The 15480-nt window shown below is 34.1% G+C and carries 12 protein-coding genes and 1 pseudogene; 7 read left to right on the top strand and 6 right to left on the bottom strand.

Annotated features, from left to right (window positions below; genetic code table 11):
- Positions 1-40: 40 nt before the first annotated feature.
- The 5 genes from J5Y03_RS01995 to J5Y03_RS01975 all read right to left on the bottom strand — a co-directional run bounded on the left by J5Y03_RS01995 (position 41) and on the right by J5Y03_RS01975 (position 5415).
- Positions 41-1363: a sensor histidine kinase gene (locus J5Y03_RS01995; RefSeq protein WP_209401895.1), complete on the bottom strand. Its 1323-nt coding sequence runs from the start codon at positions 1361-1363 to the stop codon at positions 41-43.
- Positions 1353-2027, bottom strand: coding sequence for a response regulator transcription factor (locus J5Y03_RS01990; RefSeq protein WP_209401893.1), 675 nt, complete (start codon positions 2025-2027; stop codon positions 1353-1355). The genes J5Y03_RS01995 and J5Y03_RS01990 overlap by 11 nt, the downstream gene beginning before the upstream one ends.
- Before the next feature lie 254 nt (positions 2028-2281).
- On the bottom strand, positions 2282-3073 hold the full coding sequence (gene racE / locus J5Y03_RS01985) for a glutamate racemase (RefSeq protein WP_209401891.1): 792 nt from the start codon (positions 3071-3073) through the stop codon (positions 2282-2284).
- Between the two features lie 200 nt (positions 3074-3273).
- Positions 3274-3372 (bottom strand): LuxR C-terminal-related transcriptional regulator, encoded by a 99-nt coding sequence (locus J5Y03_RS20170; protein ID WP_407648391.1) that lies wholly within the window; start codon positions 3370-3372, stop codon positions 3274-3276.
- 282 nt (positions 3373-3654) lie between these two features.
- Positions 3655-5415: a sigma 54-interacting transcriptional regulator gene (locus J5Y03_RS01975; protein WP_209401887.1), complete on the bottom strand. Its 1761-nt coding sequence runs from the start codon at positions 5413-5415 to the stop codon at positions 3655-3657.
- Between the two features lie 313 nt (positions 5416-5728).
- Here J5Y03_RS01975 and J5Y03_RS01970 point away from each other — a divergent pair, with 313 nt between their 5' ends.
- The 4 genes from J5Y03_RS01970 to J5Y03_RS01955 are packed head-to-tail and all read left to right on the top strand — an operon-like array spanning position 5729 to position 10805.
- Complete coding sequence (locus J5Y03_RS01970) at positions 5729-6883, top strand: amidohydrolase family protein (protein ID WP_209401885.1); 1155 nt, start codon at positions 5729-5731, stop codon at positions 6881-6883.
- 34 nt (positions 6884-6917) lie between these two features.
- Entirely contained in the window at positions 6918-8258 is a 1341-nt protein-coding gene (locus J5Y03_RS01965; protein WP_209401883.1) for an APC family permease, read from the top strand.
- A gap of 17 nt (positions 8259-8275) precedes the next feature.
- Positions 8276-9457 carry a M20 metallopeptidase family protein gene (locus tag J5Y03_RS01960; protein ID WP_209401881.1) on the top strand — a complete coding sequence of 394 codons (1182 nt, stop codon included), beginning with the start codon at positions 8276-8278 and terminating at the stop codon, positions 9455-9457.
- Between the two features lies 1 nt (position 9458).
- Complete coding sequence (locus J5Y03_RS01955) at positions 9459-10805, top strand: glutamine synthetase family protein (RefSeq protein WP_209401879.1); 1347 nt, start codon at positions 9459-9461, stop codon at positions 10803-10805.
- Positions 10806-11002: 197 nt separating this feature from the next.
- Here the strand turns inward: J5Y03_RS01955 and J5Y03_RS01950 are convergent.
- Positions 11003-11089 (bottom strand): annotated as a pseudogene (locus J5Y03_RS01950) (helix-turn-helix transcriptional regulator); the annotation flags it as partial.
- A gap of 407 nt (positions 11090-11496) precedes the next feature.
- On the opposite strand from J5Y03_RS01950, the gene J5Y03_RS01945 reads away from it, so the two are divergent.
- Genes J5Y03_RS01945 through J5Y03_RS01935 form a run of 3 tightly spaced genes read left to right on the top strand, consistent with a single transcriptional unit; the run spans position 11497 to position 14770 of the window.
- Positions 11497-11682 carry a hypothetical protein gene (locus J5Y03_RS01945; RefSeq protein WP_209401877.1) on the top strand — a complete coding sequence of 62 codons (186 nt, stop codon included), beginning with the start codon at positions 11497-11499 and terminating at the stop codon, positions 11680-11682.
- Positions 11642-13144, top strand: coding sequence for a recombinase family protein (locus J5Y03_RS01940; protein ID WP_209401875.1), 1503 nt, complete (start codon positions 11642-11644; stop codon positions 13142-13144). Before J5Y03_RS01945 ends, J5Y03_RS01940 begins: the two co-directional genes overlap by 41 nt.
- Before the next feature lie 12 nt (positions 13145-13156).
- Entirely contained in the window at positions 13157-14770 is a 1614-nt protein-coding gene (locus J5Y03_RS01935) for a recombinase family protein (protein ID WP_209401873.1), read from the top strand.
- Positions 14771-15480 lie beyond the last annotated feature (710 nt).

The following is a 15480-nucleotide window of genomic DNA, read 5'->3' as shown; positions in this document are numbered from 1 at the left end:
TGAATGTCATTTATAATTAATTTTTCTAGGGGTTTACCAATTATTTAATTGGTATTTTTATAGTAAATTTACTTCCTTTGTTTAATTGACTTTTCACAGTGAGTGAACCGCCGAGAACTGAAACAAGTGATTTAGCGATTGAAAGTCCTAGTCCTGTACTGCCTTCTGTTCTAGAGCGGTGTTTTTCAGTTCGATAAAATCGATCAAAAATATGTTCTAAATCAGATGAAGAGATTCCAATACCTGAATCTAAAATCTCGATATTCAATTTAGGTTTCTTTTGCATATCATTAAGATTATATTGAATCGTTATAACACCTTTTTCCGGAGTGTATTTAATGGCATTATCAAGAAAAATGTAGATTAATTGTTTAAGTTTTTCTTGATCCTGTTTTATTAAGATCGGTTTATTTGTCTGTAGTGTAAGTGTTTGGTGTTTTTTTGAAGCAATTAATTGAAATGGACGAATAATATTTAACAGAAAATCGTTAAGTTCAAATTCAGTATTGTTTATTTCTACTTGTGATGCATCTGATCGTGTTAAAAAAAGTAAATCATTGACTAATTGTGTTGTACTTCTTATTTCGTTCTTAATGTCACTTAGAGTTTCGGTTGAGAAAGAAGAGAGTGAGTTTTTCTCAAGATCGATAATATCGAGCCCAGCTTGAATAACGCTTAATGGAGTTCTTAATTCATGAGAAGCATTTGCAATGAATTCTTGTTGTAAATCAAATGAATGAATAATTGGTCGCATTGCTTGGTTTGTCATTTTTTTACCAATATACAGTGCTAAGAACAAAAAGATTAAAGATAAGCTAAATGAAATAATAAAAAATTGAATGATTAATGAAATGAAGAAAGTTAAGTCCTTTCCAATATAGATCGTACCTTCATAATGATTTGAAGAATCATATAAATTTCGAGCGGCGATCATCAAGTATAACTCTTCTTTTAAAGGTGGATGTATTTTCTTAAGTACAACATGAGTTGTATTTGGTTCCCAACCTTGGAGTGTTTTTGCAATACTGTTTTGATAGTTTGACGAAACTTCATCTCTTACATGTAAAACATTTTTTGAATCAATAAAATAGTTCAAAAACATTCCTCTTTTTCGTCTAGTCACTGGAGGTTTATAATCGTTTTTAATTAAAGAACTAATCGTTTCACCATTATTTGCTTGTAATTCTTTTGATTCTTGATTCGCTAACGCAATTATTTCTGTTTTTTGGTCAAGATAAACATAAAAAATGAGTATACTATTCACTGCTAAATTAAATAATAACAAGAAAATGATCAGCATTTTTTGGTTATAGGCGGTTAGTTGCTTACTTGTATTTAAGAAGATGTGATGATTAGGCTTCAATTTTATAACCAACTCCTCTAACACTCGTAATATAGGATTTTTGGTCTGGTAAATCAATCTTTTTTCGTAACATTTTGATGTAGGCATCTACATTATTACTAGAAGTATCAGAATCAATTCCCCAAATTCGATCGAAAATAACTTCTCTAGGTAAAGTAATTCCAATATTACGAACTAATAAATCAAACAATTGAAATTCTCGTTGAGTAAGTTGGATTGTCTCATCACCTCGAGACATAGTGCAGCTTATCCGATTAAACGTTATATCTTTTATCTGTACAATATCTTCTTGTAATGGAGCGAAATTTCTTCTTCCTAACACTCGAATTCTTGCAATCAGTTCACTAAACTCAAATGGCTTAGTTAAATAATCATCGGCTCCTGATTCAAGACCTTTGACCCGATCATCTACGGAGTCTTTTGCAGTAAGCATTAAGATAGCTCCGTTATATCCATCCTTGCGTAATCTTTGACATACTGAAACACCATTTAAGTCAGGCAACATCCAATCTAGTATTAAAACGTCATAACTTGTTGAAATTGCTTGGTTATAAGCATCTTCGCCAGAGGTTAACCATTCCACTTGAAATTGTCCTTGATTTTTTAACATATGTTCAGTGAATTTACCTAATTTTAAATCATCCTCTACTAAAAGAACTCTCATGGAATATCACCTCTTTTTGTAGTCTATTACTAGTTTAGAAACTACGTAAATAGATAGACAGTTAGAAATTTTTAATGAGAATTGGAAAAGAAGGCAAATGAAATTAATAGTACCTTTAGAATAGAGATACTCAATTGACTCCTTGATTTTAGTATACCACGATAGTTTTTCAATTCCTAAAGGTCCCATTGGACGGGGATTTTAGTAGCATATAACTGTCGATAAAAAAATAAAGACTGCAAACTAGCAGTCTTTCAAAGTTTGATTTGCATAACATTTTCAATTGGAGATTGGAAAAGTTTAGAAGCAATCTTAGAAAATGTAACTGTGTCACCAGTTGTTAAAAATGTGTGATTAACTTTTAGTGCATCACTTTGCATGTCATTTTGATCTAAAATGGCACTTACTTCTCTTGCCGTTTCGTCTCCAGAACTAATTAGTTGAACAGCAGGACCCATTACTTGTTGAATGATTGGACTTAACAATGGATAGTGAGTGCAACCTAATATTAATGTGTCAATTGATGAAGCTTTAAGAGGAGCTAATGTAGAAGATACAATCTCGATTGTTTCCTTTTTTTCAAAGTCTCCGCTTTCTACAATTGAAGCGAACTCGGGACAAGCTAAAGGTTCAACTTGTACATTGTTATTAATTCTTTTTAGTGCATTTGTATAGGCTTGACTATTAATTGTTGCATTAGTTCCGATTACACCAATGTGATCATTTTGCGAAATTTTAATGGCTGCACGTGCACCTGGATGAACTACACCAATCACAGGAATTGATAGTTTTTTTCTCATCTCTTCTAAAACGACAGAAGTTGCTGTATTACACGCAATCACAAGCATTTTTATATTTTTTTCTAATAAGTAATTTGTCATTTCCCATGTGAAGTCACGAATCTCGTTATACGGTCTTGGACCATAAGGACAACGTGCAGTATCACCTAAGTATAAAATTTGTTCTTTTGGTAATTGTCTTATCATTTGTTTAGCAACTGTTAGGCCACCAACACCTGAATCAATTACTCCGATTGGTTGATTCAAATCATCGCCTCATTTAAGTTTGATTTCAATTTTTGCGTCATTACTTTGATTTGTATAGGAGCATGAACATATTGTTACGTTTTTGTGTGTAAATTGCAAGTATAAACAATAAAATTAATCTAATACTTTAGTAGACTTAGAGCATAAAAGAAATCCAGCCATTCGAATAGAATGACTGGTGATTTTGTATATACTCAAAGTCATATGAAAAGGCCCTTAACTTTGAGTTTTTGCATTGCATTTGATTTATGGTTCTTTGAGGTCTTTTCACTAATAAAAGGAGGTACTTCGGCAATCATTATATAAAAATGTATTGATTTTTGGCTCAAAGATTGTTGCTTTTGAGATTAGCAACTTTAAAGACAGAAGTTGATTACAATGGAAGGTGCGAGACTCCTGTGGGAATAGCGGGAAGGCTGAGACCCCGCAGGAGCGTTAGCGACGAGGAGGCTCAGCTCACGCCCAAAGGAAAAGGAGCATCATGGAGTTGTAATCAACTAACGCATTCTAAAATAGCTACAATGTATACGAAAACAGCCTAATTTTTATTTTTAATATGTAGCTCATCATAACTCCTCTTTTTAAGCATAAATCGAATACTTCTTCAGTTTGTAATTAAGATTTTGTCTTGAGATCCCAAGCTGTTCTCCTGCTTTTGTGATGTTTCCGTTTGTATTTTTCATTGCCTGTTCAATCATGGTTCGTTCAAGCTTTTCAGTTTGTTCAGTTAAGCTACCTGAATAGTTAAAAGATGCTTCATCTGTTTGTAGAGTTGTTTCTTGATGTCGTATTTTTGTTTTCAGTACCGGTGGGAGATGATCATAGCCTATCGTTCTTTCATCATATATGAGGTTTAAACTGCCTTCGATGACATGCTCAAGCTGACGAACGTTTCCAGGCCAATGATAGTTCATAAAAAATTGATAAATATCAGGTTCTAGACCATCAACATATACATCTAAGAGTTTAGCATGCTTCTTAATAAAATAATCAGTTAATATTCGTATATCTTCCTTTCGATTTCGTAGCGGAGGAATGACAAGATTGACCACACCTAAGCGATAATACAAATCTTCTCGAAGTCGACCGTTGGAAATTGCTTCTAGCGGTTCCTCATTCATTGTAGCAATAACCCTTACATCAATATTTAATATTTTGGTTGATCCTAATCGTTGTACCTTTCGCTCTTGTAAAACCCTTAGAAGCTTTGCTTGTAAACTTGTTCCCATTGAATTAATTTCATCAAGCAACAGAGTTCCGCCGTTTGCTTGTTCGAATAAACCTGAACGATCAACTGCACCAGTAAAACTACCTACTGTGGTCCCAAAAAGCAAGCTTTCAAGTAAGGATTCTGGGAGAGCAGCGCAATTTTGGGCGATAAATGGTTTGTTTTCTCTAGGACTCTCATTATGGATACTTTGAGCAAAAAGTTCCTTCCCGGTCCCGGTTTCCCCAACAATTAGAATATTGGATTTAGATCTTGCAGATCGGCGTGCTTGTTCAACCGTGTGTGCCATTTCTCTACTAGAAAAGATAATATGATCAAAGTGAAATCTTGTATTGTTTTTTTGAATTGGAAGGGAGGAGAGCGGTTCTCCTTTATTTTGTTTTTGGAGCTGCATAATTGTTTTTGTGAGCTGTTTTTGTTCACTAATATCTTTAGAAATTTCCATGGCACCTACAGTGCGCTGGTCAAGAAATAAAGGAACCGTTCTAATTAGTGAGGTAACAGCTTTTCCATTTGTAGTAAACTGAGTTTCTCTGTGGTTAAGGGTACGTCCAGTCCTTAGAGATGTTAGAAGAGTGCTTGTATTATTATCTACGTTCCATATGTCTTGCACGCGATTTCCTCTAACAGACTCTGGCTCTAACGTATCTAGTTCACCGGCTGATCGATTATAAAAGAGGATGGTTCCATGATTGTCGATCACACAAATTCCTTCCTCGAGCATATCAAGGATTGAATCAAATAACTGTTTCGTTTTATTTAACTCCTGAATTTGAGCATTTAATTGTTGGACATGTGAAATATCTTTAAAAAATAAAACATGTTTTGCAGCAGAATCAGGTGGTTCCAAAAAGAGGACATTCCCAACAAGTTGCTTTGTTCCGATTGAAATCGAAATCCCAGTTATTCCTTTTTTTTGGAGGTTTTTTTTAAAATCCTCAGTTGGGATTACTTCATAAATAGAAGAACCAACTAGTGTAGAAGGGCTACCTAAAAATAATCGGGCAGCTGTCCGGTTCAATGAGATGATTGTTCCTTCTTCATTAACAACGATCACACAGTCAAAAGAATGATTCCAGACATCTGCTAGTAATGGTTGAGAAGATTCGGTCATACGTTCACCTGCCTTAAGCAAAATAAAATAGTGTATTTTTGTCACTAGAAAGAAAATTTTCTGTCTTTTCAAAACATTAACACAATTATGCAGATTTGAAAACGGTTACTGATAAATTTTATAAATAGGTGAAAAAGATTTTTAGGAAAAAATTTTTTCATTCGCAAAATATTTTTCTCTAAATTTACTCTTAAAAGAGTAGTGCTGAAATGCTAGTTTAGTGAAATGGCTATTTTTATAATTTTCTGTAAATTTTAAAAAGTTGGCACGGAATTTGCAATATTTCATTACAAAGAGTTAAGGAGGAATGAAAATGAAGATTACTTTAAAAGATTGTCAGTCGATTGATGTTCATGCTCACCCTTATTCAGCAAATAATCAACCGTACACGCCAGATGAATATGTAAAGAAATTATCATTAGCAGTTATACCAAATCAAATTCCACAAAATTATTTATGGACAAAAAATCAGCCGTATCCAGGAAGTAATATGTGGGTTCAAATTTTGCTTAAGCGGTTAGCGAACTATTTTTCTTGTAAGCCAACTTTAGAAGAAGTTGTAGAACATCGAAATGCAAAAGCAAGTGATTTTAAAGGGTTTACTCGTGAACTTTTTCAAGAGGCAAACATTACTGGGATTGTGGCTGATTTTGGTTACCCACAGCCTCCGCTTCTGAAAGAAGATTATGCAGACTTATCTGGAGTCAGACTTTGGGAAGTCTTTCGAATTGAACCAGTAATGGTTCGTTTAAGTGAGGAAAATTTAAGTTTTGGAGAATTTAAGGAAAAATATCGTGCAGAACTATCTGATGCATTGAAGAAAGATTGTATTGTTGGATTAAAATCGATCATTGCATATCGAAGTGGTTTAGAGATTAGTCCGATGAATGAAAGTCAAGCATCGCAAGAATATGAAGAGTTCAAAAAAAATACTAGAGCCGGGGTTAAAAGTTTACGAGATTATTGTCTTCATATTGCTATGGAAGAGTGCACATATGTAGAAAAGGTAATGCACATACATACTGGAATCGGTGATGGAGAAGTTATTCTTCCGAAAGCAAGCCCGAGTTTTCTACTTGATCTGTTAAGAGATAAAAAATATCAAGATACGAAGGTTCACCTAGTGCATGGTGGATACCCATGGGTTGAAGAGGCAGCATTTATAGTTAGTATACTTCCTAACGTCTATATGGATATTTCTTTGCAAAATCCATTTGTTGGACATGGAGTGGAGCGAACATTGTCACAAGTATTTGAGCTTGCGCCTTTCGATAAGGTTATGTATGGTTCAGATGCTTTTACAGTTCCAGAAATGAATTGGATAGGAGTTCATTTATTTAAAGAGTGCTTTGAAAAAGTTTTGAATGGTTGGGTTAAGGCAAATTATATGAATGCTGAAACCGCACAAGCCATTGGAGAAATGGTTCTTTATCGAAATTTTGAAAATGTGTACAGAAAACACCTTTAAATAAATTTGGAAAATCATTAAAGGAGGTCATTTGATGTCGGTTGAAAAATTTGGATATAAGCAGGAATTAAAGAGAACGCTTTCGTTTTGGGATTTATTGATTTATGGATTGATTTTCTTAGTTCCTATCGCTCCATTTGGTGTATATGGCTATATCTCCGATGCTTCGAAAGGGATGGTTCCTTTAGCTTACATTATTGGTATGGTCGGTATGATTTTTACTGCATTTAGTTATGCACAAATGTCCAAAGCTTTTCCGGTTGCGGGCTCCGTTTATGCGTATGCTCAACATGGGCTCAATCGACATATTGGATTTATTGCAGGATGGTCAATTCTTCTAGATTATATTCTCATTCCGGCTTTAACTTATGCGGTAAGTGCCGTTTCCTTGACTGCTTTTATTCCTGCCTTACCAGTATGGTTTTGGTTAGTTTTCTTTATCATTTTCAATACCATGATTAATATTCGAGGGATTGAGTTTACCGCAAGAGCTAATAAAATTATTCTTGTTTTGGAATTTGCCGTTTTAATTACCTTTATAGTTGCCGGGCTCATTGCGCTAAATAAAGGCGTAAATCATTCTAGTTTAACAATCAAGCCACTTTATGATTCTAGTAAGTTCAATTTGCAGCTAGTAATGGGAGCGGTTTCAATTGCAGTTCTATCATTCTTAGGTTTTGATGCCATCTCAACTTTATCTGAAGAGGTAAAGGGAGGAAGGAAACTAGTTGGAAAGGCCACTGTGTGTGCTCTTCTTGTAGTAGGGACCTTGTTTATTGTTCAAACTTGGATTGCTAGCGATCTTGGAAGAGGATTAAAGCTAGATAACTTAGATACTGCTTTTTATCAAATAGCTGAGCTTGCTGGAGGAAGTTGGTTAAAGAACTTAACAATTCTTGCTACAGCATTTTCTTGGGGTATAGCTAGTGCGTTAGCCTCTCAGGCAGCAATTTCTCGTCTTCTCTTTTCGATGGGACGAGACCGAAATCTACCACATATTTTGGCAAAAGTTCATCCTAAATTTAAGACTCCTTATATAAGTACCATTTTTGTGGCCATCATTTCATTTATTGTCGGTTTAGCTTTCATAACTCATATTGATCTATTAACGAACATTATAAACTTTGGGGCTTTGTCTGGATTTCTCTTACTTCATGTATCTGTCATTAATCACTATATGATTCGTCAAAAATCGAAGCAGTTCATAAAACATTTAGTCTTTCCAATAATCGGTTTTATTGTCATTGGGTATGTATTAATGGGTATGAATCATTTGGCATTAGTAGTAGGGATTACTTGGATTGTTGTTGGTATTATTTACAACTTTATCTTAGTAAGAGTTTTTAAAGTGAAGGAAACATCACTGAATTTGTAATGATGGAGGAGACAAATATGGAAAATGTAAAAGTAAGTAGTGAACTTTTCGAAGAGCTAATCAATATTCGTAGACATCTTCATCAGTATCCAGAGCTTTCATTTGCAGAATATGAAACTTCTAATTATATACGCTCTATTCTTGAAGCATGGGACATTTCCTATCAACAAGTAGGTGAGACAGGATTAATTGTTGATATTGTTGGTGAAAAAGGAAATGGAGCGCATATTGGAATTCGAGCTGACATTGATGCGCTACCAATTCATGAGAATACTGGATTACCTTTTTGTTCTAAAAACGAAGGGGTAATGCATGCTTGTGGGCACGACGGCCATACTACGATTCTATTAGGAACTGTTTATATGTTAAATAGATTCAAAGAGCAATTTGCTGGTAGGGTAAGATGTATTTTTCAGCCAGGTGAAGAGGCAGATGGTGCAGCCGAGCAAATGATAAAACAAGGAGTTCTTGACAACCCGAAAGTGAATGAAATGTTAGCGCTTCATCTTTGGCCTCACATTCCATTTGGTACGATTGGTGTTAAGGATGGAGCGATTACGGCTTCTTGTGATCAGTTCAAAATTAAGATAAAAGGGAAGAGCGGGCACAGTGCAAGGCCTCATCAAGCGATTGATGCGATTGCGATTAGCACACATGTCATTCAAGCATTGTCACATCTAGTTGTGAAAGAAAATAACCCTATTGATCCAATTATTATTCATATTGGCAAAATAAGCGGCGGGGTAGCTAGTAATGTCGTAGCGGATGAAGTGGTTATGGAAGGGACGTTGCGTTCCCTAGTGAAAGATAATCGAATTAGGGTCAAAGAAAGAATGATTCAACTCGTTCAGAACTTGGTTGAATCTTATGGTGGGAAGGCGGATGTGATGTACGCTGATGGACATCCTGCTGTCATTAATGATGAAAAAGTAACAAAAGTGGTGGAGGAAACTGTAAAGGAATTATACGGAGATGAAGCTTTAGTAAGGTTAAAAGAGCCTTCCATGGGAGGAGATGACTTTGGAGCATTTGCTGAGCGTGTTCCAAGTACTTATTTCCGCTTAGGGATCAAAAAAGAAAATGAATTATGTTACGATCTGCATCATCCACAATTTCAATTTGACGAACGAATCATCGCAATCGGTATTGAAGTGTTCACTTTGTCGGTACTTAAGAGATTAGAAGAAGAGGGGAAATAAGATGATGACAATTGAAAAAGTACTAGAGATTGTAGAAAATGAAAAGATTGAATTCATTCGAATTGAGTTTTTGGATTATGCAGGAATAACAAGAGGTCGAACAATTAGACCTGCACAATTAAAAAGTGCAATGGAACAAGGAGTAAATTTTAGTGTAGCGATTATGAGCTTCGATGTTTTTGATGAATATATCTCTAACCCTACTTATGGACCGAATGATGGGGACTTTTTCGCAGTTCCTGATCCAAGTACCTTTTCAATTCTCCCTTATCGAAAAAATACTGCAAGAATGCTATGTGATCTGGTAGACATTAATGGTGACCCATGGCATGGCTGTCCGAGAAACGCTTTAAAGAGACTTCTGAATGAAGTGGAGTCTCTAATTGGTGGGAAAATGTTTATGGCTTTTGAACAAGAAGCATATTTATTAAAGGAACAAGATGGTCAACTTGTTACAGCAGATAAAAGCCATTGTTTTTCGATTGAAGGAGCAGATATACAGGAGGATTTTATTCAAGACTTTGTCTACTCCCTTGAGTCAATGGGGGTAGAAACAGAGCAAATATCAAGTGAATACGGTCCCGGTCAGCTAGAAATTAACTTAAAATATACAAATGCTTTAAAAGCAGCTGATGATCAGGTTACATTCATGCATTTATTCAAACAAATTGCTAGAGATAAAGGGATGATTGGAACCTTAATGCCTAAGCCGTTTCATCATTTAGCAGGGAGCGGGCTACATGTCCACATTAGCTTATATGATGAGTATGGTGAAAACTTGTTTGAAGATACGTCAGACCAATATGGTTTGGATATGTCCGAGAAGGCATATCATTTTATCGGAGGGCTTTTAAAGCATGGGTCCTCCTTAATAGCAATTGGTGCTCCTAGCATCAATTCATACAAAAGAATGCAGCCTGGATCGTGGGCACCAGCACATATTTGCTATGGCTCAGGTAATCGTTCCGTGTTAGTAAGGATACCTGAGAAAAGAAGAACAAGACGGTTCGAATTTAGAGGGGCAGATGGAACATGCAATCCTTACCTTTTAGCCGCTTGCTTAGTAGCAGCTGGTCTTCGCGGCATACAAAATCAAATTGATCCAGGAGAGCCTATTGATTTTGATGTCAGTACAGCAAGCGAGTTCCAGTTGAAGGAAAGGGGCATAAATTGGGTACCAAGAAGTTTAAACGAAGCAATTGATTGTTTGGCAGAGGATTCCGTTTTGGCACAAACAATCGGCCGTTCAATCTGGGAAGAATTTATAAAAATAAAAAGAACAGAATGGGATAAGTATTCTAGGTATGTAAGTGATTGGGAGTTAAATACTTTTGCATCAAGATTTTAAAACCATTTTTTAAGAGCAATTGCTATGGAATGTGGCAGTTGCTTTTTCTGTTTTTATTTGTTGATGTTAACAATGAGATTTGTAGATATTTTCTACTATCTTTGTAACATCATAAATAGAAGAAAACCAGCCATTCGAAAGGAATGACTGGTGATTTTGTAAATATTCATTGTCTTATGAAAAGATGTAAACTACAGTTAAAGCTCAAGCTCCCCCATGCGAAGTAGCTCGATGACTGCTTGTGATCGCCCCTTAACCCCAAGCTTTTGCATTGCATTTGTCATGCATAGTCATTGCAAACAGGGACAAATTCAGTAATACCAAGAGAATTTGAAGGGTAGTCCAATGCTAACACTCGCATATAGTGTCAAAAGAGGTGATGCAAATGGATAAACCTTCGTCTCCATTAAAGCTCGGTAAAGAAACGTATGGTTCGTTGAAATTAGAAGAAGTATTAAAGAAAGCATTAGAAGTGTATTTCGGTAAAGAAAAATAAATGACTTTAGGCAATTGCTAATTTATTAGGCAGTTGTTTTTTTTGTTTTTAAAGTGTTGTCCACCTCTGGTTTTTACATATATTGTACAAGTTGAACTATCAAATTATTCTTGAATAAAAACATTTTATTTTTATATGAGAATAATACGTTTTTAGCTGGTCATACTATTTGTATCAGTTGAAAGGGTGATAGTTATGAAAATGAAGGATTTAAAAGAACTTCAAATTGAAACTGTTCAGTATGTTTATGATTCAGTGTTTGAGAAAGATTGGAAATCATATTATTTAAGTTTAGTTAAGCAGGAGTTAAATTATTTGTTAATGGGGGATTTGGTACAGCATGAAGAAAACAGTGATTTACGTCCGGAGGTCATTGAATGAAGACAAACAAAAAACCTCGATAGACTATCAGGTTACTGCATGTACAAAATATGCTCGTAATCAGGGCTGGTTTGTTCATCAAATATTTAATGAAAATACAAAGTCCGCTAGAAATACAGAAATTGAGGAGCGTAGTAAGCTTTACCAATTAATGACAGAAATAAAGAGTGGATTAATTGAAAGAATCATTGTTTTTAAACGTGATCGAATTTCAAGAAGATCTGAACAATATATAGAATTTGTAGAGGTACTTCGTAAACATGATGTGAAAATGTTTTTTGCAGGAGATAATGAGCCACAAATGTTTGAAGGTGTTATTGGAGATTTTATTGAGTTACTTCTTGGTGCAATCTCTGAGCATGAGGGAAATAATATTATTAAACGATTAATTGACTCTAGAATCGCAAAAATTAGAGCAGGTGAATGGGGAGGAGGGAAACCACCAAAACCATATTATATGCAGAAGGTGGCCGAAAGAAAAAGTAGTGCATCAAACTCTGGGTCTGAGGATTTAATGATTGATGAGACTCGATTAATTGAAGAGGATACCAAAGAACAAAAAGAAATCATGATTTCAAAAATTAATAAAGAAAAAATAGAATTAATTTATCAAGAATTTGTAAAAAAAAAATTTGATAAGATTGTAGATGCGGATAAGCATTTTAAGAAGAAGTATCCCGGATTAATAGGCTCAGATATTTCGGAATTTATATCAAGAGAGTTACATAAAGGAATTGTAACAGGGATATTTGATGGTAAAATAATTCGAGCTGAAAAGGTAAATAAGCGATTAGTAGCAGTTGAAGAGGATCTATGGGAAAGTGCGAATGAAAAGTTAACTATTTTAAAAGGTCATGACTTGAAAAAGGTAACCGAAATTATTCATCCTATGTTAACAGACATTCTTATATGTGCAAAATGTAAGAAAAAGTTAATTGTCAAAGATTCGATCTATCTGTGTAAAACCAAAGGAGATTTTGTTAAGTTTCAAATTAATAAAACTGATCAACTCATATTAGAGAATCTAACTAAGTGGTTTTACGACCATGTCTCAAAAAATAAAAAGAAAATTATTGAATATGCTGTTGGTATGTTGCTAAAACCAAGCATTATTATAATAGAAAAATTAGAGAAAGATATAAAAGATATAAAAGAAAAAATTCAATGTAATACAGTTGAGTTCATTCAAGAATCAACCATTACAAAAGTTGAAAGAACGAGTGAAATCGAGTCCTATGTTGCCGAATATAAAAAGATGTACAAAGAGCTGAAGAAAGAGAAAGAAAAATATGTGCAAAATCTAGATAAAATTATGATTTCACTGGTCAATAACTTGCCGATACCCAAAATTAAATCGTTAAATCACATACAACAAAAAAGGTTAATTCATTTTTTTATTGCAAAAATAGAAGTAAATGAAGATAGAAAAGCTACTATTTTTTACAAACAAGATATGAAGTAGGAGGTTTGTTTAGTGCGAATTTACGATAAGAACGTGTCAGAAATCTTAAAAGATGCAAAAAAAATAGCTACCTACACACGTGTGTCATCAAATGAACAGAAATTCGAAAGACAAATTGAGATTATTTCGCATCTTGTGGATGATAAGAAAATTCATGATCCTATACTATTTGATGAAAAGGAGTCAGCAACAAAGAAGGAATTTACAAAGCGAGAAAAGTTGAGTGAATTACTACAGTCGATTACAGAAGGTAATATTGATGCTCTGGTTGTATCGGATGTTGACCGATTGGCTCGAAATCCCAAAGAGCATGCTGAACTACGAAAATTTTTTAATAGTCACAATGTTCCAGTTATCCTTGCATCTCGAAATCAACTATATACAAGTGATGATATAGTACGAAATGCACTTGAAGATGGCTTGAGTAAACTGGAAGTAGACAATCTTTCAACAAGACTTAGAGCTTCATTGAATGAATTAATGCGAAATGGTAGCTTCAGGGGAGGGAAAACACCATATGGATTTAGATTAGTTAAAGATGGAGAAAAACGTACGTTAGTACAGGAACCTGATGAAATTGAGATTGTCAAAGAAATATTTTCATGGTACCAAACAAGTGAAAACTTTAATAGTATTGCTCGAAAGTTAAATGAACTAAATATCGGCTATATTTCAAAAGAGAAGAGATGTTCTGAGAAGAAAATAAAATGGACTCCAAACAAGGTGAAGTATATCATTACAAATCCTATTTATACAGGAAAATACGTTTATCATCGATTTGTCAACGAACATGGATATGAGTTAAAGCCGAGAGAAGAATGGAAAGAAGCAAATGATTCGTGGCTAGTAAGTAATCCACCAATTTCTTCAGAAGTATGGGAAATTTGTTGGCGAAAATATGAAAAACTAAGTCAAAACTCTCCTAAATATTCAACAACGCCCTTTTATTTTAAAGGTATTTTAAAGTGTAAATGCGAAAAATGTAATGGTGCTGATTTTAATACGAAAGATCGAAGAAAAAATGGTAAAGGATATCGGTTGTATATTAGTCAATGTAATAAGAAGTTAAAAGCAAACATCATACATGACTTTTTTCATCGTTATTGGGAGAAATTATGTAATAAGAGTTTTGTAAATTTTCAAGAAGATGTAAAAAACATTCTTGAGTTAGAATTGGTAAAAGTTAAAAACGAATTATCTAGTATTACTCTTATGTATACAGAACAAAAAAAATTGTTAGATACAATAATGCAACAGCTTTATGAAAAGGTTAAAAATGATCAGTTTTCAGAAGGAGAATTTATCGATTCATATGATTCATTAACAATAGGACTTATGATTACTGAAGAAGCAGTCAATAAGAAGATTGAATTATTAGAGCAAAATCTTAAAAAGTATTCGTACGAAAAGGGTATTTTAGAAAAAATAATTGCGAAACCTTTATTAGAAACGGATATATTTACAAACCTATTTCCAAAAAATGGCTTTGAAACATTAAGTGATGCGAAAAAGAGAGCGTTGGCACTTATGACCGTAAAAGAATGCTACGTAACAATTAACGAACATTTGGAAGAACAATTTTGTTTTGTTCTCAACTCCCCATTTAAGCAGTACTTCGATATTTAAATCTAAAGCAACATTGAGTGAAAACTCAGTGTTGCTTATTTTCATCTAGGTTATTTTTTCCAGTCCACCCTTCAATCGATCCAGATAGAATAGGAATTATTGGAGGCTCATTTGGGGATATTATGCACTTGCAGTAATCATCAGAATACAAAATTTAAGGCTGCTGTTGTTTAACTGGAGTTGGAAATCTGACCAGTAAATAAACTAAGTTTGAATACCCAGATTTTAATTTCGGTTGGGGTAGAGACGTCAACCAAATTGAAAGATACTCTGTGGGAAAATCAAAAGTATAAAATGGGAGATTACTTGTACTTTGAGTGATCCCTCATTTTTTTGTTTACATAATCTGATTAAATTACTACTGAATTTAGATAACTACTTTATCTACTGCATTTCTCACAAGAAAACAGTGGAACAGTTAAGTCATTATTTTCGGATATAAAGTTTTTTCAAAAAACCTAAAAAATTCGATTCGACAAGTGTAAAATAATTAGATTAATTTTTATAAAAAAATCAAAATCACAAAATTTCGCAATGTCTTATGGGCGGTTATTTGTACAAGTTTATATACCAAGGCGGTTATTTGATACAGTAGCTATAGCTACTGTATCAAATAACCGCCTTGGTATGATTGAATCCTGACGTCATACATGGTTTGAGGATTTGATACAAAATTATGTAAATTTAGCTAGTATATGATTTTTTACAAC

The organism is Gottfriedia endophytica (genome assembly GCF_017814275.1).
Classification (GTDB): domain Bacteria; phylum Bacillota; class Bacilli; order Bacillales; family Bacillaceae_G; genus Gottfriedia; species Gottfriedia endophytica.
This window is presented reverse-complemented; position numbering and strand designations above follow the sequence as displayed.